A 20,456-nucleotide genomic window follows, 5' to 3' on the forward strand; every position below is an offset into this window, starting at 1 on the left:
GATAATGCTATCACTTTGAGAGAAAAACTATCAAAAATACCCCCTTATCACTCTCAAAGTGATATACAGCCCGTTTTTTCCCGCCTTAGGGCATCATAATTTTCCGGGTATATCTCGATCTGACTCACAGTTATGAGGATATCTCCCCTATTATCAAGGAGTCTGGCGCATATCTTGCTGCTTTGAACCATCCCCCCAGGCTTATTTCCTCACAGGAGAACACTATGTCTTTAGGATCACCGCTACGGCGGGTTGATGCCGAAGCCAAGGTCACCGGACAGGCACGTTATACCGATGATATGATGATGCCCGGCATGCTCCACGCCTGTTATGTTCGCAGCCGCATCGCCCACGGCAAGGTTACTGCCATCGATACCCGCGAGGCCGCTGCGATGCCGGGTGTCGAGGCCATCTTCACCTGTTATGACGTCCCGCAGACGCCCTTTCCCACCGCCGGGCACGCCTGGTCTCTGGATCCCGCGAAACACGACGTCGCCGATCGTCATCTGCTTACCGACCATGTACGCCACTTCGGCGACGGTGTCGCTATCGTGGTGGCACGCGATCTGTTGAGCGCCGAGCGCGCCGCGGCACGGGTGCAGGTCAGCTATGAAGCGTTGCCGGTACTGACGCGGCCACAAGCCGCCTTAGCCGAGGGGGCGCCTGCGCTCCATCCTAACGGAAATCTGTTGCGTCACAGCGAGATCGACGCCGGCGAGCCGGATGCGCGTATCGCCGCCGCCGAGCGGCAATTCGCGGGGCATTACGAGACTCCGGTGGTGCAGCACTGCCATATGGAAGGCGTCACTTGCTATGCCTACATGGAGCAACCCGGCCATGTGGTCATCGTATCCAGTACCCAGATCCCCCAGATCGTGCGTCGTACCGTCGCTCAGGCCCTCAGCTTGCCCTGGTCACATGTTCGCGTGATCAAACCCTACATCGGTGGTGGCTTCGGTAATAAGCAGGATGTATTGGAGGAGCCGATGGCGGCCTTCCTGACGCTACGCCTTGGTGGTAAGCCGGTGAAAGTCAGCCTGAGCCGCGAAGAGTGCTTTGTCGCTACGCGCACTCGCCACGCCTTCAGTATCGATGCACGTTTAGGCATGCAGCGCGATGGGCAATTGCTGGGCTACCGGCTGAATGTCTTGTCCAATACCGGCGCCTATGCCTCGCATGGGCACTCCATCGCCGCCGCCGGGGCCAATAAGATCAGCTACCTCTACCCACGCAGTGCTTTCGGTTATTGCGCCGACACGGTATACACCAACCTTCCCGCCGCCGGGGCGATGCGGGGCTATGGCGCGCCACAGGTCGATTTCGCCCTGGAGTGCCTGATGGATGATGCTGCCGTCAGCCTGGGATTAGATCCGCTAGAGGTGCGTCTACGTAACGTCGCCCGCCAAGGCGATCGCAACCCCGTCAACGGTAAGACCATCTACAGCGCCGGTCTGAGCGAATGTCTTGAGAAAGGACGTACCCTGTTCGAATGGGATCAGCGCCGAGCCGCTTGCCTGGCCCAAGATGCGGATGCACGCCTGCGGCGCGGTATCGGTGTCGCCTGTTTCAGTTATGGCTCCAATACCTATCCGGTCGGTGTTGAGATCGCTGGCGCGCGCATGCTGCTCAATCAGGACGGTACGGTGAACTTGCAGATCGGCGCCACCGAAATCGGCCAAGGTTCCGACACAGTCTTCGCCCAGATGGCGGCGGAAACCCTGGGGATCCCGTTTACACAGATCCGGGTCATCTCGACACAAGACACCGATATCACCGCCTTCGATCCCGGGGCTTTCGCCTCACGGCAGAGTTATGTCGCGGCCCCCGCTATCCGCCAGGCAGCCGAGCAGCTACGTCAGAAGATCCTGGCGCACGCCGCGTTACTCAGTCACCAGCCCGAGTGGGGACTGACTCTGCGTGATGGCAATGTGGTCATGGCGATGCAACCAGAACAGGTGTTGATGAGTGTCGCCGACGTGTCGATGCAGGCCTACTATCACCAGGAGATCGGCGCACAGATCCTGGCGGAGGTCTCGCATAAGACCACCACCAACCCGCCAGCCTTCGGCTGCACTTTCGTCGATCTCAGTGTCGACATCGATCTGTGTCAGGTCACCATCAACCGTATCCTGAACCTGCATGACTCCGGGCGTATTCTCAACCCGCAACTGGCCGAGGGACAGGTTCATGGCGGCATGGGCATGGGGATCGGTTGGGCGTTATTCGAAGAGATGATCATCGACGAACACAGCGGCGTCGTCCGCAACCCCAATCTGCTCGATTACAAGTTCCCCACCTGCGTCGATCTGCCGGATCTGGAGTGTGCCTTCGTCGAGACCTACGAGCCGCAGTCGGCCTATGGTCATAAGGCGTTGGGTGAGCCCCCGATCATCTCGCCGGGACCGGCTATCCGTAACGCGATCCGCATGGCGACCGGCGTCGCGATCAACGCACTGCCGCTCACCCCGAAAACGCTGTATCGCGAGTTTGTGCAGGCCGGACTGATCAGGGAGTAATGCTTCATGTATGATATTCAACGCTATCTACGCGCCACCAGCGCGCGCCACGCCAGCGAACTGATGCTGGCCTACCCGGACAGCCGTCTGCTCGCTGGCGGCACCGATGTGCTGATCCAGTTGCATCATCACAACGCACACTATGCCCACATCGTCGATATCCACGGCTTAGCCGAGCTCTGCGGTATCCGCGAACTGGAAGATGGCACCCTGCGTATCGGTTCCGGCACCACCTTCAGCCAACTTATCGAACATCCGCTGATCCAGGCACGCCTGCCGATGTTGGCCGAAGCCGCCGCCACCATCGCCGGCCCACAGATCCGTAACGTCGCCACCTATGGCGGCAACATCTGTAACGGCGCCACCAGCGCCGACTCTGCGGCCCCCAGCGTGGCGCTCAAAGCTCAACTTGAGATCCTAACGCCCAACGGCGTCATCCTACGCCCAATCGATGGCTTCCATACCGGCCCGGGCAAAGTCGCCCTGACGCCAGGCGAGATCCTGTTGGCTTTCCACTTCCATCCCGCCGATCACCGCGACTGCGGCAGCGCCTACATCAAGTACGCCATGCGGGGAGCCATGGATATCGCCACTATCGGCTGCGCGGCGTTGTGCCGCATCGCGGACGGGCGCTTCAGCGAGCTACGCCTGGCCTATGGCGTCGCGGCGCCGACACCGATCCGCTGTCCGCAGGCAGAGTCTTGCGCCATCGACCAACCTCTGAGCCGCCAGACACTGGCGGCGGTGAGTGAGGCCGTGGCCCGCGATGTCTCGCCGCGCTCGTCCTGGCGCGCAGAAAAGGAATTCCGTTTACACCTGATCCGTACCTTAGCGCAGCGAGCCATCACCCTGGCCGTACAGCGTGCGGGAGGAGAGATTGCATGAATGTCAAAGAATGGGTTGAAATCAGTTGTCAGATCAACGGTAAACGCTATCAGTTCTGCGTCTCGCCGGCCATGTCCCTTCTGGAACTGCTGCGTGAGCATGGCCTGACCAGCGTCAAACAAGGCTGCTGTGTCGGCGAATGTGGTGCCTGTAGCGTCCTGATCGATGGCATAGCGACCGATAGCTGCCTCTATCTGGCGTTGTGGGCCGACGGCAAACAGATCGTCACCGCCGAGGGGCTGGGCAAGCCACAGGGGCTATCGCCGGTACAGCAAGCCTATGTCGATGCCGGCGCGGTTCAATGCGGTTTCTGCACCCCCGGCTTAGTGGTGGCAACCCATGCGCTATTGGCCAAGCCGCGTAGCCGCCCGCTGACCCATGAGGAGATCCGCCGCGGTCTATCCGGTAACCTATGCCGTTGCACCGGCTATCAGGCCATCGTACGTGCCGTCGATGCCTGCCAGCGGGCGACGGACGACTCTTCGTCTTAACCTTCTCCTCCCGCGCAGTCATCCGCCTGCGCGGGAGCGTTGCGATAGCTCCTCGACGTCCCCACAAAAGTCACACGATAAACTGGTGGTTCCCCGCACAGCGTCTATGCTCAAGACGCGAAGAGAACAAACCAAGCACTACCACACAATCCATGGGAGACCGTGTATGTTTGCAAAGAAAGCACTGGTATGCCTGCTGGTCGCCGGCGGGTTAAGCATGAGCGCACAAGCGATGACGCTCAGCAGTCCAACGGTGGAGAACGGTCAGTCGCTGCAAAAAGCCCAGATCTTTAACGCCTGGGGGTGCAGCGGAAAGAACATCTCACCGGCCTTAAGTTGGGGCGATATCCCCGCCGGAACCAAGAGTTTCGCTGTTACCATGTATGATCCCGACGCCCCTACGGGCAGTGGTTGGTGGCATTGGGTAATGGTCGATATTCCGGCCTCAACGCATAGCTTGGCACAGAATGTCGGCGAGAAGGGCAGTAAAGATCTCCCCAAGGGAGCCATCCAACTACGTAACGACTTTGGCTATGACGGCTTCGGTGGTGCCTGTCCACCGCCGGGCGCCAAACCGCATAATTACCAGATCACGGTGTATGCGCTAAATGTGGCGAAACTCGACATCCCACCTCACGCGTCTCCCGCCTATGCCGGTTACTTCATTCTGCAACACAAAATTGGCGAGGCGCGCCTGACCGCGCCGACCAATATGCGTTAAACCCACCGTCACGCTTCCGCTCTGACGGTAGATGAAGACAAAAAAACGGGGCGCCTCGGCGCCCCGTTCTCATTCTCACACGCCGGCATCCCGCTGTCGTTAGTCAACCTGCTGCGTTTCGATGCGTAGCTCACGCGGGACTTCGAATACGATGTTCTCCTCGCGTCCTTGCATCTCCTGCGCCAGCACGCCACCTAACGCTTGGAGACGCGCGACGACCTCGCGCACCAAGACTTCCGGGGCGGAAGCGCCAGCCGTCACACCGACACAGGCCACGCCGCTTAGCCAGCGCTCATCGATGTCCGCCGCACTGTCGATCAGGTAGGCCGATTTCCCCGCCCGACGGGCCAATTCAGCCAGACGATTAGAGTTGGAAGAGTTCTTCGATCCGACGACCAGTACCACATCCGCCTGTGCCGCCAACGAACGCACCGCCTCTTGGCGATTGGTCGTGGCGTAACAGATATCGTCCTTGCGCGGTCCGACGATCGCCGGGAAGCGCGCCCGTAGGGCATCGATCACGGCCGACGTATCATCAACCGACAATGTCGTCTGGGTCATAAAACAAAGATTACCTTCATCTTTGACCTGCAAACGCCAAACATCCTCCGGTGCCTCGACCAGATACATCCCCCCTTGAGGATTGCTGTACTGCCCCATGGTACCTTCGACCTCCGGGTGACCAGCATGACCGATCAGGATCGCCTCGGTGCCGCGCCGGCTAGCTCGCGCCACTTCCATGTGCACCTTCGTCACCAATGGACAGGTGGCGTCGAACAGCATAGTCAGGTTACGCGCCTTGGCTTCGGCGCGCACCGCCTGAGAGACGCCATGCGCGGAGAAGATCAAGATCGCCCCATCAGGCACTTCGCTGATCGCCTCAATAAACACCGCGCCGCGTTCACGCAGACTATTGACCACGAAACGGTTATGCACCACCTCATGCCGCACATAGATCGGCGCACCGTAAATCGCCAGCGCCCGCTCCACGATGCTAATCGCCCGATCCACGCCGGCACAAAAGCCGCGTGGATTAGCCAACAGGATGTTCATGCTTCACCTCTTGCTGGGGATCGCGCTCCAGCACCTCGATATCGAAGGTCACCGGCCGCCCCGCCAGCGGATGGTTGAAATCGACGGTCACCGACTCGCCGGTGACCTCGCGCACCAGACCCGGCATCTGAGCACCATCGGCGGCGCTAAACAGGATCACCATTCCGGCCTGTGGTTCGCCGCTGTCACGGAATTGCCCCAAAGGGAAGAACTGCACCAGATCATCGCTACGCTCGCCGAACGCATCGGTAGGCGCTAGCGTGAAGCAACGGCGATCACCGGCGACACAGGATGCTAACTCGGCCTCTAGCGCTGGCGACAAGCTGCCATCACCGAAGCGGAACAAGGCCGGCTGGCCACGTTCACGCGACGACTCCGCCAGGGAGCCATCCTCCAGCGTCAGCGTAAAGTGTACCAACAGTGCACGCGGGGCTTGCTGCATCACGACTTTTCCTTGTTGTGCGCTGGCAGAAAGCCTTCCAATACCACCAAGGCCGCCCCGATACAGATGGCGGTATCGGCCAAGTTAAAGGTAGCGAAGTGCCAATTACCGACATAGAAATCGATCATATCGACCACAAAACCGTGCCACAAACGATCGAACAGGTTACCCAAGGCCCCCCCGATGATCAGCGCATAGGCGATGTTGTTCAGACGCGCGCTCGCCGCGTTACGGTACATCATCACCAACAGCGCCAGACAAATGGCAATAGCAATAGCGGCAAAGAACCAGCGCTGCCAACCGCCGCTGTCCGCCAAGAAGCTAAATGCGGCACCGTAGTTACGTGCGTAGTGCAGGTTCAGTGACGGGAACAGTGGCAGGGTTTCCCCCAGCATAAAATGCTGGAGGATCAGCTGTTTACTGCCCAAATCCACAATCAGCACCGCGACAACCACCCACAGCCAACGCAGTCCGGTTGAAAGAAGAGGCCGCCGCATCATGCAAACTTACGCTCTTCGCCCTGGCCGGCCACATTGGTGACACAACGCGGACACAGCTGCGGATGCGCGGCATCCGCACCGATAGCATCGGAATAGTGCCAGCAACGCGGGCACTTACTGCCAGACGCCTTGCTCAAGCCCACTTTCAGCCCGGCCAATTCGCTGGCGACGGCATCCGCAGGAGCCTGCGCCAGCGGTTGTACGCGCGCCGCCGAGGTGATCAACACGAAACGCAGCTCATCGTGCAAGCTGTTCAACTGCTCTGCCAATGCCTCATCGGCATACAAGGTGATCGCCGCCTCCAGCGAGCCACCAACTTTCTTGTCGTTACGCGCCTGCTCGATAACCTTATTGACCTCGCCACGCACCTTCAGCAACGCCGCCCAGAAGGCGTCATTCATCGGCTCGCTGCTCTCCAGACTGAACAGCCCTTGATACCACTCCTCGGTAAACACAAACTGCGCACGTTCGCCCGGCAGATAGCCCCAGATCTCATCGGCAGTGAAGGAAAGGATCGGAGCCATCCAGCGTACCAACGCCTCGGCGATGTGGTACAACGCGGTCTGGCAACTGCGACGCGCCACCGAATCGGATTTGGCGGTGTACTGACGATCCTTGATGATATCCAGATAGAAAGATCCCATCTCGACAGAGCAGAACTGCATCAGACGCTGTACCACCTCATGGAAATCGTAATTTTCATAGGCTGCGATGATTTCGTCCTGCGCTTGCTTAGCACAACCGACCGCCCAGCGATCCAGAACCACCATCTCCTCCGGCTTCACCATGTCTTTGCGCGGATCGAAACCGTTCAGGTTGGCCAACAAGAAGCGCGCGGTGTTACGGATGCGACGATAGGCATCGGCAGAGCGCTTGAGGATCTCATCGGAAACGGCCATCTCGCCGGTGTAATCGGTCGACGCTACCCACAGGCGCAGAATATCACCGCCCAGCTTGTTCATTACCTGCTGGGGGCTGACCACGTTGCCGACCGACTTGGACATCTTGCGTCCCTGACCGTCGACGGTGAAACCATGCGTCAACACCTGGCGGTAAGGGGCCTTACCCTTCATCGCTACGGCGATCATCAGCGAGGACATAAACCAGCCGCGATGCTGGTCGGAACCCTCCAGGTACATATCTGGGCTATGGCCTGCAAACTCCGGGCGGGCATCCACCACCGAGTAGCTGGTCGAGCCAGAATCGAACCAGACGTCCAAGGTATCCGGTACCTTCTCGTACTGATCGGCCTCGTCACCCAACAAGTCACGAATATCCAGATCCCACCAAGCCTGAATGCCAGACTGCTCGACACGCTGAGCGACCGCCTCCATCAGCTCCGTGGTGCGCGGATGCAGCTCTTGCGTCTCTTTGTGGACCAGCATGGCCATCGGCACCCCCCAGGTGCGCTGACGTGAGATACACCAGTCTGGACGGTTGGCGACCATCGATTCGATGCGCGCCTTGCCCCAGGCCGGGATCCAGCCACTGAGGTTGTTCTGCTCCAGCCCCTGCTGTTCGATACGATCGATCTCGGCCAGCGACTGGCGACGCAACCCCTGACGATCCATGCTGATGAACCACTGCGGTGTGGCACGGAAGATAATCGGAGTTTTATGGCGCCAGCAGCATGGGTAGCTGTGAGTCAGCTTCTCGACATGCAGCAAGGCGCCGCTACGCTGTAGCATCGCCACCACCACATCGTTAGCTTTGAAGACAAACAGTCCATCCAACTCCGGATGCGTGCCCGGCAGATAGCAACCATTGCTGCCGACCGGGTTCGCGATCTCCAAACCATATTTCTGGCCGACGACATAGTCATCCGGGCCATGGCCCGGTGCTGTGTGTACGGCACCGGTACCAGCATCCAGGGTGACATGCTCGCCCATGATGATCGGCACAGCGAAAGCCATGAAGGGATGCTGGAAGCGCAACAGTTCCAGATCGGCCCCTTTGCAGCTACCCAACACCTGCCAGTGAGCGATACCCGCGCGCTTCATCACGCTGTCGACCAGCTCGGCCGCCAAGATCAGGCATTCACCTTCGATCTGTACCAGCTGGTACTCCAACTCCGGATGCAACGCCACGGCACGGTTAGCAGGCAGAGTCCAGGGGGTGGTAGTCCAGATGACGACATTCACCGGGCCCTCAACCTGCTGCACGCCGAATTTCTCCAGTACCAGCGCCTTATCCACGGCGCTGAAGCGCACATCGATGGACGGCGATACTTTGTCGTAGTATTCGACTTCAGCTTCCGCCAGCGAGGAGGCACAATCCGGACACCAGTGTACCGGCTTCGCCCCTTTCATCAGGTGGCCGTTATCCACAATGCGCGCCAGGGCGCGAATGATATTGGCCTCGGTGCCATAGTCCATAGTCAGGTAAGGATGATCCCAGTCGCCCAGCACCCCAAGACGGATAAAGTCTGCCTTCTGTCCAGCGACCTGTTCGGCGGCGTAGGCGCGGCACTGCTCACGGAACTCGGCGGCGCTGTACTTCTCCCCGGGCTTGCCGATCAGTTGTTCGACTTTCAGTTCGATCGGCAGACCATGACAATCCCAACCCGGGATATAGGGGGAGTCATAACCGGAAAGCCCCTTGGACTTGATAATAATATCTTTCAGAATCTTGTTGACTGAGTGACCGATATGAATGCTGCCGTTCGCATACGGAGGGCCATCATGCAGAATGAAGCTTTTCTTGCCTTTCTTAGCATTACGGATCATCCCGTACAGATCCTGCTCATACCAATGTTGCAGCATGCCAGGTTCGCGCTTGGCCAGATCGCCGCGCATCGGGAACCCTGTTTCCGGCAAATTCAGGGTATTCTTGTAGTCACTCATCTTCGATTTCGGTTCCGTTTTCGGCTATTGGGATTGAGCCATCAGGCTCTGGACCGGTGTTGTCAGCCCAAAAAACTTGCGGGCAGCCACCACATCTTGGGCGATTTGCCGCTTTAGTGCATCAAGCGAATCAAAACGCTGTTCGTTACGCAGTTTTGCGCGGAGCACCACATCAATGTGGCGCCCATAGAGATCCATTGTCACATCGAGCAAATGAACCTCTAATTGCTGGCGGATGCCAGCGACAGTCGGACGGGTTCCGATATTCGCCACACCGGGCAGCGGCGTGGGCCACAGTCCATAAACATCCACGGCGTAGACACCCTTTACCGGCGCGACCAGCCGTTTCAACGGCAGATTAGCGGTAGGGAAACCGATGGTTCGCCCCAAGGCATCGCCATGCACCACTCGGCCAGCGATGCAGTAAGGGTGGCCGAGCAGGGTTTCCGCCAACGCCAGATCATCATGACGTAAAGCCTGACGCACGGCGGTACTGCTGACACGCAGATCGCCGACGCAGAAGCTGAGACTATTGGCCACGGTGAACCCATACGTTCTACCCGCCGCCTGTAGCAGGCGGTAATCGCCCTCACGCCCCGCGCCGAAGCGAAAATCGTCGCCAATCATCAGAAACTTCACCCCGAGGCGATCGACCAGCAGGTGTTTCACGAAATAATGAGCCGAATGGGCAGCGAACTGGCGGTCGAAACGCACGCACAGTACGGCATCGACGCCAGCCTCGGCCAGGTAGCGACACTTATCGCGCAACCGAGTCAGTCGAGCCGGCGCATTCTGCGGCGCAAACATCTCCAACGGCTGCGGTTCGAAGATCATCACCATCACCGGCAGCCCCAGACGCTCGCCCTCCTGACGCAATCGCGCCAACAAAGCCCGGTGCCCCTGGTGCACGCCGTCGAAGTTACCGATGGTCAGCACGCAGCCACGATGCCGCGCGCGCAGGTTATGAATGCCGCGAATTAGCTCCATATCAGGCTCAAAACAGTGAAAATCGACGGATTATACCTTGTACAGCGACTAAGGTTAACCGGCGATTGTTAGGTGTTTAACGGGATAGAATCACCATACCGGAGTTAAGGCTACGATTAAATACATGAATGCGGCTTTTTCCCCCAACATCGTCCCTTAGCGGCGCCTTTTTTCTTCCTCGTTGCGCGCGGCGCACGACAAGATGGGAAAAATAGTGCGAAACGCTGTATTCCACACAACAAAGCTGGTAAAATTCGGCGCCATTGAAACGCACGGGTGTCGCCAGTATATGCGGCGCTTATTTGCACAAATCCATTGACAAAAGAAGGCTGAAAGGGCATATTCCTCGGCCTTTGAATTGTCCTCTATAGAATATTTTGGGAGTTGGACCTTGGCTAATATCAAATCAGCTAAGAAACGCGCCGTTCAGTCTGAAAAGCGTCGCAAGCACAATGCTAGCCGTCGTTCCATGATGCGTACTTTCATCAAGAAAGTATACGCAGCTATCGCTACCGGCGACAAAGCAGCAGCACAGGCTGCTTACAATGAAATGCAGCCGATCGTTGACCGTCAGGCAAGCAAAGGCCTGATCCACAAGAATAAAGCTGCACGTCATAAAGCTAATCTGACCGCTCAGATCAACGCAATGCAGTAATCTGCCTTACGTTGTAAGCGTGATAAAAAAACCGGCCTCGGCCGGTTTTTTTATTGCCTGTACCTGTCCGCTAGCGGCTGAACAGCGCCGAGAAGTCCTTGTTACACACCCGCTGTACCGCCGGATGTTGGATCATCCGCTCGGCGAAGATCACGTAGTACTCCTCCTGCACGTTGTCGATGCGCCCAACCTCTCGGATATTATCCTGCACGTTAGCGTACATATCTTGCGCATAGATCGACGGCGCCACAAAGATGGCATCATGATACAGACCAAAAGCCTTCATCAACGCCGCATCGTCGAACTCTCCGAGGATCTGCACCTGTAGCCCCTGGCTATTAAACCAGTTCAATAATTTACGTCCGAGCATCGAACGACGCCCCGGAATCAGTAACTTACGCTGCTCAAGACACGTCGGAAACGGCATCTCCGGTAACGGCTGACGACAAAAGAAGCTGACACCACACTCGCCGAGTTTAACCGAGAACAAGCCCTCCTGCTGGCTAGAGTCTACCGGACAGTCCGATAAGATCATATCCAACTTATGCTGACTCAACTGTTCTAACAGCAGTTCATGGGTCGACTCGAAACAACGTAGATGGATCTGCTCGTGGTCAGCCACCGCCGTCTCCAACACCTGACTGACCAAGCGTTTCGACAACGCATCGGCGACGCCGACATCGAACAACATGCTAGACTCTTTGCGGTAATTCACAATGTCCAGCATCTCTTGGCTAAGCATAAACATCCGATCCGCATAGCGGAATACCAGTTGCCCCAGCTCAGAGGGTACCAGACCGCGCCCCTGGCGTTTGAATAACTTCCCGCCAAGGCGCTCTTCCAACGCCTTAATCTGGCCGGTAATGGTTTGAGGGGTCAGGAACAGCGCCTCGGCGGCCCCGACCACCGATCCCTCTTTACACACCTGCCAGAAGTAATAGAGATGATTGAAATTTATATGTGACAAACGCACTGCTGCGCTCTCCTAAATGAGTTGCCACCACAAACCGCCAGACGACTATCCGCATAGCGGCAGAAAAGGTATCTTAAGTCTAGCAATAACACAGAGTAATATGATGCCATCAATAAATCGGGAACCACACGTCATCACCTCCTATACGAGAGCGGGGTCGCAAAAGCGACCCCGCAGTTTAGGTACAGCGCTATCCTTGCGCCATCAGGCGTTGGCTTTCTGAGCCGGTAACACCCGCCGCAACAGCAGATAACCGACGATCGCCGCCAGCGACGAGCCCAGCAGTATACCCAGGCGAGAGAAAACGGCCAGCGCCGGATCCGCATCACCGAAGGCCAGCGAGGCGATGAAAATCGACATGGTAAACCCGATGCCGCACAGCACGCCAACCGCGATGATCTCTTTGAACGTCGTCCCCTGCGGTAAGCTGGCCCACTTCATCTTCACCGCCAGCCAGCAGAACAAACTAATCCCCAACGGCTTACCGATAAACAGGCCCGCGATCACCCCAAGCGGTAACAGCGAGAACAGGCCGGAAAAGGTCACCCCATCCAACGAAACCCCGGCGTTGGCAAAAGCGAACAACGGCAGAATCATGTAAGCCACCCAAGGGTGCAAGGCATGCTCCAAGGTACGTGCCGGCGACGAACCATTCTGCTCTTTCAGCGGAATGAAGAAACCGATCACGACCCCTGCCAATGTCGCATGTACCCCGGACTTCAACACCGCCGTCCACAGGATCACGCCAACCAGGACATAGAGCCCAATGCGGCGTACGTTAAACAGATTCAGCAACGCCAATACCACGATCGCCGCTCCGGCCACCGCCAGCGACAAGATAGACAGATCGCTGGTATAGAACAGCGCGATGATGATGATAGCGCCCAGGTCATCGATAATCGCCAAGGCCAACAAAAAGACCTTCAGCGCCAATGGGACACGATTGCCCAACAGCGCCAGCACCCCTAAAGCGAACGCAATATCCGTCGCCGCCGGGATAGCCCACCCCGTGCTGGCCACCGCATCCTGACCGTTAAAGAGCAGATAAATCAGCGCCGGCACCACCATCCCACCGAGGGCGGCAATCACCGGGAAAGCCGCCTGGCGCGCACTGGCTAATGAGCCACAGACCAACTCACGCTTCACCTCAAGGCCAATCATCAGGAAGAAGATTGCCATCAAAGCATCATTGACCCACAGCAACATATTTTTATTGATATGCAGACTACCTACCCGTACCTCGACCGGCGTGTTAAGGAACGCCTGATAGATATGGCTAGTCCACTCCGTGTTGGCCAAGACCATTGCCAACGCGGCGGCGATGATCAGGATGACCCCGCCAAAGGCATCACTGCCGACAAAACGTTGCAAACTCTTTATCATTGCACTCATCCAAGCAACTTAAATAGAAAAACTCTGGCGGTAGAATACTCCCTCTCATAGCTCGAAAAAAGTAATTTATTTTTCACATATTATTCGAAAAAAATGAAATGCATGACGAAAAGATAACATCATTAACGAATTGAATTCACATCGTTGGATAAAAAAATCCCCGTACGCCTCAGCGGTACAGGGAGATTTCATGCGGCAACTGACTGATTTAGCGCGTTAGATCGTCAAAAAATTTCTTCACGCCATCAAAGAAGCGCTTAGAGCGTGGACTATTTTTATCGCTGGTCGGGCCGCCGAAGCTTTCCTCCAGTTCACGCAGCAACTGCTTCTGCTTCTCGTTCAGGTTGACCGGGGTCTCGACTACCACCCGGCACAGCAGATCGCCTTGCGCGCCACCCCGTACCGATTTCACCCCTTTGCCCCGCATACGGAACATCTTGCCGGTCTGGGTTTCTGCTGGGATCTTCAACTTGACCCGGCCATCTAACGTCGGTACCTCGATCTCACCGCCCAATGCCGCCATGGCGAAGTTGATCGGTACCTCACAGAACAGATTGTTGTCTTCACGCTCGAAGATCGGGTGCGCCTTCACCTGTACCTGTACATACAGATCGCCGGCTGGCGCGCCGTTCTCCCCGGCCTCCCCTTCCCCCGCCAGGCGAATACGGTCACCCGTATCGACCCCTGCCGGGATCTTGACCGACAACGTCTTGGATTTTTCAATCCGACCATGTCCATGACACTTAGTGCAAGGATCCTTGATGATAGTGCCGCGGCCATGACAGTGTGGGCAAGGCTGCTGTACGGTAAAGAAACCCTGACGCATCTGTACCTGACCCGCGCCATGGCAGGTCGGGCATGTGATCGGCTCACTGCCTTTCTTCGCGCCGCTGCCATGGCAAACATCACACTCGACTAAGGTCGGGATGCGGATCTCTTTGGTGACGCCACGTACCGCCTCTTCTAAGGTCAGATCCATGTTGTAACGCAAATCTGCGCCACGGGCCGCCCGCTGACGGCGGCCGCCGCCAAAGATGTCACCGAATACATCGCCGAAGATGTCGCTAAAGTCGGCCCCGGCGCCGAAACCGCCGGCCCCGCCCCCCATGCCGCCCTGCTCGAAGGCCGCATGACCGTACTGGTCATAGGCCGCACGCTTCTGAGCATCGGTCAGGATCTCATAGGCTTCTTTGATTTCCTTAAACTTATCCTCAGCCTCTTTATCTCCCTGATTACGGTCAGGGTGATACTTCATGGCCAGGCGTTTATAGGCTTTCTTGATTTCGCGCTCATCCGCTTCACGGGATACGCCCAAAATCTCATAGTAGTCTTTCTTCGCCATCTCGATTACTTTGCCCCTAACATAGAGGCACGGGCGTTGAGTTTCCTCGACGCCCGTGCCGGTGAATAACGGCGGCATTCGCCGCCGTTACCATGCCCGCTTAAGGGCGATTATTTTTTATCTTTCACTTCTTCGAACTCGGCATCGACCACGTCGTCGTCTTTCTTGGCGCTGGTGTCTGCCTGCGCTTCACCGGCCTGAGCCTGCTGCTGCGCCAGTTCTTGCAACTTAGCGGAAGCCTGAACCAGGGCCTGGATCTTAGCTTCGATCTCAGCCTTATCCTCACCCTTGCTGGCCGCTTCCAACGCCTTCACGGCATCCTCGATAGCGCTCTTATCGGAGGCCGGCAGTTTATCGCCCGCTTCCTCAACCAGCTTACGGGTACCGTGTACCAGCTGATCGGCTTGGTTACGGACCTGTACCAGCTCTTCGAACTTACGGTCAGCCTCAGCGTTGGCTTCCGCGTCGCGAACCATCTGCTTAATCTCGTCTTCGCTCAGACCAGAAGAGGCCTTGATGGTGATGTTCTGCTCGCGACCGCTGTTCTTATCCTTAGCGGAAACGTGCAAGATACCGTCGGCATCGATATCGAAAGTGACTTCGATCTGCGGCATACCGCGCGGAGCCGGCTGAATACCATCCAGGTTAAACTGCCCCAGAGACTTGTTATCTGCCGCACGCTTACGCTCACCCTGTAGGACATGGATGGTCACGGCAGACTGGTTGTCTTCGGCGGTAGAGAACACCTGGCTATGCTTGGTCGGAATCGTGGTGTTCTTCGAAATCAGGGAGGTCATTACCCCACCCATGGTTTCGATACCCAGTGACAGCGGCGTTACGTCAAGCAACAACACATCTTTCACATCACCGGCCAATACGCCACCCTGTACCGCGGCGCCGATAGCCACAGCTTCGTCCGGGTTTACGTCTTTACGCGGCTCTTTACCGAAGAAATCGGCAACCTGCTTCTGAACCATCGGCATACGTGTCTGACCACCGACCAGGATCACATCATCGATGTCGGAAACAGACAGACCGGCATCTTTCAAGGCTACCTTCAGCGGTTCCATGGAGCGTGCAACCAGATCTTCGACCAAAGACTCCAATTTGGCACGGGTCACCTTGATGTTCATGTGTTTAGGACCGGTGGCGTCTGCGGTGATGTACGGCAGGTTGACGTCGGTCTGCTGAGCGGAAGAGAGTTCGATCTTCGCCTTCTCAGCGGCTTCTTTCAGACGCTGCATCGCCAGCGGGTCATTACGCAGGTCGATACCCTGCTCTTTCTTAAACTCGTCAACCAGGTAGTTAATCAAGCGGCTATCGAAGTCTTCCCCACCCAGATGAGTATCCCCGTTGGTTGCCAGAACTTCGAAAGTCTTCTCACCATCGACATCGTCGATTTCGATGATGGAGATATCGAAGGTACCGCCACCCAGGTCATAGACCGCGATAGTACGGTTACCGGCGCCTTTATCCAACCCGTAGGCCAGTGCAGCAGCGGTCGGTTCGTTGATGATACGTTTTACATCCAGCCCGGCGATACGGCCGGCATCTTTCGTTGCCTGACGCTGCGCATCGTTGAAGTAGGCCGGGACGGTGATAACAGCTTCAGTAACCGGCTCGCCCAGGAAATCTTCCGCCGTCTTCTTCATTTTCTTCAGTACTTCGGCAGAGATCTGCGGCGGCGCGATTTTCTGACCTTTCACTTCTACCCACGCGTCGCCATTGTCGGCGGCCACGATCTTATAGGGCATGATGTCTTTATCACGCTGCGCTTCGGCGTCTTCAAAACGACGACCGATCAAACGTTTGATCGCAAACAGCGTATTCTGCGGGTTGGTGACCGCCTGGCGTTTGGCCGGCTGACCTACCAGCACTTCGCCATCCTGCGTATAGGCGATGATAGAAGGCGTGGTACGGTCGCCTTCGGCGTTTTCCAGTACACGAGGCTGGCCGCCATCCATGATTGCTACACAAGAGTTAGTTGTACCCAGGTCGATACCAATGATTTTACCCATCGAACGTCTCCACTAAAAATTCGGTTTTCAAGCTCGTTGTTACCTTAAGTGGGGGCGATTTTTCGCCTTTCAACCACCGTTCTCACTACATTTGCCGAACAGGGTAACAACTTCGATGTTACTAAGATGGGGTCGCTCTAATGCGCATCAAGGGGGCGGATGCAAAAAAAATGGATTTTTTATTGCTAGAGATTGTTTCTTGTCCGATGCCTCTTTATTATGCCGCGCGCTCGAGAAAAGCGGCCGGTCTGGGCGGCTCGGCGCACGTACCTACAGGCGTTCGCCTGTTTCTACATTCTATTATTACAGAGGCTTTATGCACACCAACAAGTTGGCAAATCCCGGCCCTCTGGGTCTGATGGGTTTTGGGATGACTACCGTCTTGCTGAACCTGCACAACGCGGGGCTCTTTCCACTAACTTCCGTTATTTTGGCTATGGGGATCTTCTTTGGCGGTATCGCTCAGATCTTGGCCGGATTGCTGGAATATAAGAAAGGCAATACCTTTGGACTCACCGCTTTTACCGCCTATGGTTCCTTCTGGCTGACTCTGGTGGCGCTGCTGACGCTGCCGAAGATGGGCCTAGCCGAAGCGACCGATGCCCTGTCGCTCGGCGCCTACCTGGCGCTATGGGGCGTCTTCACACTGTTCATGTTTTTCGGCACCCTGCGCGGCAATCGGGTATTGCAGTTTGTCTTCGCCAGCCTGACCGTGCTGTTCTTCTTGTTGGCTTATGGCAACATCACCGCTAACGCCAGTGTACTGCACATCGCCGGCATCGAAGGCATCATCTGCGGCGCCAGCGCCATCTACTTGGCGATGGCCGAGGTGATCAATGAGCAGTACGGTCGCGACCTCCTGCCTATCGGTGCCAAGCATGCCTGATTAAGGCTGATTCCTCATAAAAGTACAGGCTTCCCTTAGGAAGCCTTTTTTATCGCTGAATGCGCCGCGTAGACTAGCGCACGAAGCCTCGCTGACGCGATACCGCCCGCCAAGGCATACGCAGGAAGTAGCCGCCTAATGCTACCCCCAACAATGAAAGCGCCAGAACATACCATCCTGCTGCCAGCGGTGTCAGGGTCAGTAAGAGCGTCACGGCGATCGGCGTCAAGCCGCCGAATATGGCATAAGCCAGATTATAGGAAAAGGAGATGCCACTAAAACGGACCTCGGCGGGAAAGGCGCAGACCATCACGAAAGGCACCGCCCCAACCAGGCCGACACTGAAACCGGCTAGAGCGTAACGCCAGAACAGTTGCTCCACCGCGATCTGCGGCGATAGATGACTAAAGAATTGCCAACTACACACGCCCAGCAGCAAGCTACCTGCGATAAACAACCACCCGGCCCCTAAGCGATCTGCCAGCGAACCCGCCACAATACAACCCAGAGTCAAGGTGAGGATGGCGATACTGTTCGCCTGTAGGGTCAATGCGGCGGGTAAACCATACTGTGTCTGCAACAAGCTAGGCGTCATCAGGATCACCACGACGATACCGGCAGAGAGTAACCAGGTCAGCAGCATCGAGACCACCACCGAGCGCCGGTGGTCTCGTACCACGCGCTTTAGCGGCAACTCCTCGGCCAGGGTGCGGCGCGCCTGCATCTCTAGGAAGACGGGCGTCTCCTGCAACCAACGACGTAGATACATCGCCATCAGCCCAAATACCCCGCCAAGGAAGAAGGGAATACGCCAGCCACCATCCTGGATCGCCTGCGGCGTCAGCCAACTGTTCAGTCCCGTCGCCACCAACGATCCGAGCAGAATGCCGAAAGTCAGGCCGGCCGTCAGCACACCGCAGGCGAAACCAATGCGTTGCGGAGGAACATGCTCGGCGACAAACACCCAGGCACCGGGCACCTCGCCACCGATAGCAGCCCCCTGTAACACACGCATCAACAACAGCAACAACGGTGCCGCGATACCGAGGGTTTGATAGGTCGGCAGCATCCCCATCGCTAACGTCGGTAACGCCATCAACAGAATACTGAGAGAGAACATGCGCTTGCGGCCAATACGATCGCCGAAATGCGCCATGACGATCCCGCCGAGCGGACGCGCCAGATACCCGGCGGCGAAAATGCCGAAGGTCTGCACCAAGCGCAGCCAATCCGGCATATCCGACGGGAAAAATAGCGCGCCGACTACGGCGGCGAAAAACACGAAGATGATGAAGTCATAAAACTCTAGCGCCCCGCCAAGAGCGGCCAGCGCTAGCGTTTTATAGTCCTGCGGATTCAACTGACGGTGATTGTACAATTCCATATGTCATTACGGCCCTATTTTTTTGACACTTATTAATCATGTTGTGTTGCAAAAATAGAGATATAACGTTAGTCGTATACATACCAGTCATTCTGAATCTTATCTTGCAATGACTGTAACTTCAGTTGATTGTTTCGCGACGGGCGTTTTTTGGCCGAAATGCTGCTATGACTTCGCTATGCGTCTCCACATAGGGACCATCTAACAACTGAATGCAGTAAGGCACACTGGCAAAGATCCCTGCGACCCGCGTCTGCCCAGACTCATCCTTCAGCCCCTCCAGCGTCTCGCGGATCGACTTAGGCTGCCCCGGCAGATTAATGATTAACGCTTGCTTGCGGATCACACCGACCTGACGCGACAGGATCGCCGTCGGCACGAAGTTCAGGCTAATTTGGCGCATCTGTTCGCCGAAGCCCGGCATCTCGCGATCGGCAACCGCCAGTGTCGCGTCCGGTGTCACGTCGCGCCGCGCTGGACCGGTACCACCGGTGGTCAACACCAAATGGCAACGCTGCTCATCCACCAGCTCACACAGCGTTTGCTCGATCAATAACTGTTCATCGGGGATCAAGCGTGTCTCCAGGCTATAGGGTGTCGCCAGTGCTGCGGCCAACCACGCCTCCAGCGCCGGAATGCCTTGATCCTGGTAGACACCGTTAGATGCCCTATCGGAGATCGATACCAAACCTATGCGTAGTGTATTCATGCAATAACCTCAACGACGATGCCTTCCGGCTGTGGATGCAGGATGATACTACGCCAACCGCCGATCACCACATCCGCACGCTGCAAAGAGTGACGCGGACGACGGTAACTGAGGGCGATCACCGTCATACCCGCCGCCTGAGCGGCGCGAATTCCCGCCTCATCGCTTTCGATCACCAGACAATCGCGCGGATCCAAGCCATAGTGACTCGCGGCCTGGAGGTAAGGCTCTGGATCCGGCCGCCCGCAGCTCACCTGTTCCGCCCCGACCACCAACGGCGGGCGCGGCATACCGCTATGTGCAATCTGCTCGGCGGCACGTTGCTGCCCAGCCTGGGTGACTACCCCCCAAGGGAGCTCACCCAGTCCCCGCAACCACGCCGCCGCATCCTGACGCAACGCGCTACGTTGCTGACGCACTGCCGCCAACAGCGCCTGCTCCAGACGCAGACATTCGGCCCGATCGCTATAAGCGGGCGCCAATTGGCGCAGGGTCTCCTGCACGCGTTGGCTATAGATGCGCGGACGCAATAGGGCGCGGTCGATACGCCGCTGCTGCGCCCACTGCTCCCATACCTGTTCGGCGTGACTATCGCTGTCGAGCAACGCGCCGTCCATATCCAGAAAGATGGCGGCGAAATGCTTTCTCCACATGACGCA

18 protein-coding genes are annotated in these 20,456 nt (G+C 57.1%); 6 read left to right on the forward strand and 12 right to left on the reverse strand.

Going from position 1 to position 20,456, the window contains the following annotated elements; translation table 11 throughout:
• Positions 1-224 precede the first annotated feature (224 nt).
• From xdhA to EHO01S_RS11510, 4 genes are all read left to right on the forward strand, one after another.
• Positions 225-2,516: a xanthine dehydrogenase molybdenum-binding subunit XdhA gene (gene xdhA, locus EHO01S_RS11495; protein WP_024524089.1), complete on the forward strand. Its 2,292-nt coding sequence runs from the start codon at positions 225-227 to the stop codon at positions 2,514-2,516.
• Positions 2,517-2,522: 6 nt separating this feature from the next.
• Entirely contained in the window at positions 2,523-3,401 is an 879-nt protein-coding gene (xdhB, locus tag EHO01S_RS11500) for a xanthine dehydrogenase FAD-binding subunit XdhB (RefSeq protein WP_024524090.1), read from the forward strand.
• On the forward strand, positions 3,398-3,892 hold the full coding sequence (gene xdhC, locus EHO01S_RS11505) for a xanthine dehydrogenase iron sulfur-binding subunit XdhC (RefSeq protein ID WP_024524091.1): 495 nt from the start codon (positions 3,398-3,400) through the stop codon (positions 3,890-3,892). Before xdhB ends, xdhC begins: the two co-directional genes overlap by 4 nt.
• A 166-nt stretch (positions 3,893-4,058) precedes the next feature.
• Positions 4,059-4,613 carry a YbhB/YbcL family Raf kinase inhibitor-like protein gene (locus tag EHO01S_RS11510; protein ID WP_024524092.1) on the forward strand — a complete coding sequence of 185 codons (555 nt, stop codon included), beginning with the start codon at positions 4,059-4,061 and terminating at the stop codon, positions 4,611-4,613.
• A gap of 99 nt (positions 4,614-4,712) precedes the next feature.
• Here EHO01S_RS11510 and ispH read toward each other — a convergent pair whose 3' ends face one another.
• From ispH to ribF, 5 genes are read right to left on the reverse strand one after another with little or no spacing between them, the layout of a single operon-like run.
• Positions 4,713-5,666 carry a 4-hydroxy-3-methylbut-2-enyl diphosphate reductase gene (ispH, locus tag EHO01S_RS11515; protein WP_024524093.1) on the reverse strand — a complete coding sequence of 318 codons (954 nt, stop codon included), beginning with the start codon at positions 5,664-5,666 and terminating at the stop codon, positions 4,713-4,715.
• Positions 5,647-6,108 carry an FKBP-type peptidyl-prolyl cis-trans isomerase gene (gene fkpB, locus EHO01S_RS11520; RefSeq protein ID WP_024524094.1) on the reverse strand — a complete coding sequence of 154 codons (462 nt, stop codon included), beginning with the start codon at positions 6,106-6,108 and terminating at the stop codon, positions 5,647-5,649. The genes ispH and fkpB overlap by 20 nt, the downstream gene beginning before the upstream one ends.
• Positions 6,108-6,605, reverse strand: a complete 498-nt coding sequence (lspA, locus tag EHO01S_RS11525; protein WP_024524095.1) for a signal peptidase II — start codon at positions 6,603-6,605, stop codon at positions 6,108-6,110. Before lspA ends, fkpB begins: the two co-directional genes overlap by 1 nt.
• The gene (gene ileS / locus EHO01S_RS11530; RefSeq protein ID WP_024524096.1) at positions 6,605-9,451 is read right to left on the reverse strand and encodes an isoleucine--tRNA ligase; all 2,847 of its coding nucleotides are present in this window, start codon (positions 9,449-9,451) and stop codon (positions 6,605-6,607) included. The genes lspA and ileS overlap by 1 nt, the downstream gene beginning before the upstream one ends.
• Before the next feature lie 24 nt (positions 9,452-9,475).
• A complete protein-coding gene (gene ribF, locus EHO01S_RS11535; protein WP_024524097.1) occupies positions 9,476-10,438 on the reverse strand; it encodes a bifunctional riboflavin kinase/FAD synthetase in 963 nt (320 codons plus the stop codon).
• Positions 10,439-10,829: 391 nt separating this feature from the next.
• Between ribF and rpsT the strand changes: the two genes are divergently transcribed.
• Positions 10,830-11,093 carry a 30S ribosomal protein S20 gene (gene rpsT, locus EHO01S_RS11540; RefSeq protein ID WP_005294808.1) on the forward strand — a complete coding sequence of 88 codons (264 nt, stop codon included), beginning with the start codon at positions 10,830-10,832 and terminating at the stop codon, positions 11,091-11,093.
• 70 nt (positions 11,094-11,163) lie between these two features.
• Here the strand turns inward: rpsT and nhaR are convergent, their stop codons facing one another.
• The 4 genes from nhaR to dnaK form a co-directional block, all read right to left on the reverse strand.
• Entirely contained in the window at positions 11,164-12,066 is a 903-nt protein-coding gene (gene nhaR, locus EHO01S_RS11545; protein WP_012847450.1) for a transcriptional activator NhaR, read from the reverse strand.
• A gap of 204 nt (positions 12,067-12,270) precedes the next feature.
• Entirely contained in the window at positions 12,271-13,446 is a 1,176-nt protein-coding gene (gene nhaA / locus EHO01S_RS11550; RefSeq protein ID WP_115314645.1) for a Na+/H+ antiporter NhaA, read from the reverse strand.
• Between the two features lie 220 nt (positions 13,447-13,666).
• Positions 13,667-14,800 carry a molecular chaperone DnaJ gene (gene dnaJ / locus EHO01S_RS11555; RefSeq protein ID WP_024524099.1) on the reverse strand — a complete coding sequence of 378 codons (1,134 nt, stop codon included), beginning with the start codon at positions 14,798-14,800 and terminating at the stop codon, positions 13,667-13,669.
• 110 nt (positions 14,801-14,910) lie between these two features.
• Positions 14,911-16,818: a molecular chaperone DnaK gene (dnaK, locus tag EHO01S_RS11560; RefSeq protein ID WP_024524100.1), complete on the reverse strand. Its 1,908-nt coding sequence runs from the start codon at positions 16,816-16,818 to the stop codon at positions 14,911-14,913.
• Positions 16,819-17,134: 316 nt separating this feature from the next.
• On the opposite strand from dnaK, the gene satP reads away from it, so the two are divergent.
• A complete protein-coding gene (satP, locus tag EHO01S_RS11565) occupies positions 17,135-17,704 on the forward strand; it encodes an acetate uptake transporter (protein WP_024524101.1) in 570 nt (189 codons plus the stop codon).
• 73 nt (positions 17,705-17,777) lie between these two features.
• Here the strand turns inward: satP and EHO01S_RS11570 are convergent, their stop codons facing one another.
• The 3 genes from EHO01S_RS11570 to EHO01S_RS11580 form a co-directional block, all read right to left on the reverse strand.
• Positions 17,778-19,088 (reverse strand): MFS transporter, encoded by a 1,311-nt coding sequence (locus EHO01S_RS11570; RefSeq protein WP_024524102.1) that lies wholly within the window; start codon positions 19,086-19,088, stop codon positions 17,778-17,780.
• A gap of 121 nt (positions 19,089-19,209) precedes the next feature.
• Positions 19,210-19,797, reverse strand: coding sequence for a molybdopterin adenylyltransferase (mog, locus tag EHO01S_RS11575; RefSeq protein WP_024524103.1), 588 nt, complete (start codon positions 19,795-19,797; stop codon positions 19,210-19,212).
• Complete coding sequence (locus EHO01S_RS11580; RefSeq protein ID WP_024524104.1) at positions 19,794-20,450, reverse strand: HAD family hydrolase; 657 nt, start codon at positions 20,448-20,450, stop codon at positions 19,794-19,796. Before EHO01S_RS11580 ends, mog begins: the two co-directional genes overlap by 4 nt.
• Positions 20,451-20,456 lie beyond the last annotated feature (6 nt).

It is taken from the genome of Edwardsiella hoshinae NBRC 105699 = ATCC 33379 (assembly GCF_000474215.1).
In the GTDB taxonomy this organism is placed as follows: domain Bacteria; phylum Pseudomonadota; class Gammaproteobacteria; order Enterobacterales; family Enterobacteriaceae; genus Edwardsiella; species Edwardsiella hoshinae.

Excerpts from the sequence above, each read along its gene's own strand:
- xdhC (WP_024524091.1), top strand. The coding sequence starts at position 3,398 with ATGAATGTCAAAGAATGGGTTGAAATCAGTTGTCAGATCAACGGTAAA.
- dnaK (WP_024524100.1), bottom strand. The coding sequence starts at position 16,818 with ATGGGTAAAATCATTGGTATCGACCTGGGTACAACTAACTCTTGTGTA.
- EHO01S_RS11580 (WP_024524104.1), bottom strand. The coding sequence starts at position 20,450 with ATGTGGAGAAAGCATTTCGCCGCCATCTTTCTGGATATGGACGGCGCG.
- xdhA (WP_024524089.1), top strand. The coding sequence starts at position 225 with ATGTCTTTAGGATCACCGCTACGGCGGGTTGATGCCGAAGCCAAGGTC.
- satP (WP_024524101.1), top strand. The coding sequence starts at position 17,135 with ATGCACACCAACAAGTTGGCAAATCCCGGCCCTCTGGGTCTGATGGGT.
- EHO01S_RS11510 (WP_024524092.1), top strand. The coding sequence starts at position 4,059 with ATGTTTGCAAAGAAAGCACTGGTATGCCTGCTGGTCGCCGGCGGGTTA.
- dnaJ (WP_024524099.1), bottom strand. The coding sequence starts at position 14,800 with ATGGCGAAGAAAGACTACTATGAGATTTTGGGCGTATCCCGTGAAGCG.
- mog (WP_024524103.1), bottom strand. The coding sequence starts at position 19,797 with ATGAATACACTACGCATAGGTTTGGTATCGATCTCCGATAGGGCATCT.
- EHO01S_RS11570 (WP_024524102.1), bottom strand. The coding sequence starts at position 19,088 with ATGGAATTGTACAATCACCGTCAGTTGAATCCGCAGGACTATAAAACG.
- lspA (WP_024524095.1), bottom strand. The coding sequence starts at position 6,605 with ATGCGGCGGCCTCTTCTTTCAACCGGACTGCGTTGGCTGTGGGTGGTT.
- xdhB (WP_024524090.1), top strand. The coding sequence starts at position 2,523 with ATGTATGATATTCAACGCTATCTACGCGCCACCAGCGCGCGCCACGCC.
- fkpB (WP_024524094.1), bottom strand. The coding sequence starts at position 6,108 with ATGCAGCAAGCCCCGCGTGCACTGTTGGTACACTTTACGCTGACGCTG.
- ispH (WP_024524093.1), bottom strand. The coding sequence starts at position 5,666 with ATGAACATCCTGTTGGCTAATCCACGCGGCTTTTGTGCCGGCGTGGAT.
- ileS (WP_024524096.1), bottom strand. The coding sequence starts at position 9,451 with ATGAGTGACTACAAGAATACCCTGAATTTGCCGGAAACAGGGTTCCCG.
- ribF (WP_024524097.1), bottom strand. The coding sequence starts at position 10,438 with ATGGAGCTAATTCGCGGCATTCATAACCTGCGCGCGCGGCATCGTGGC.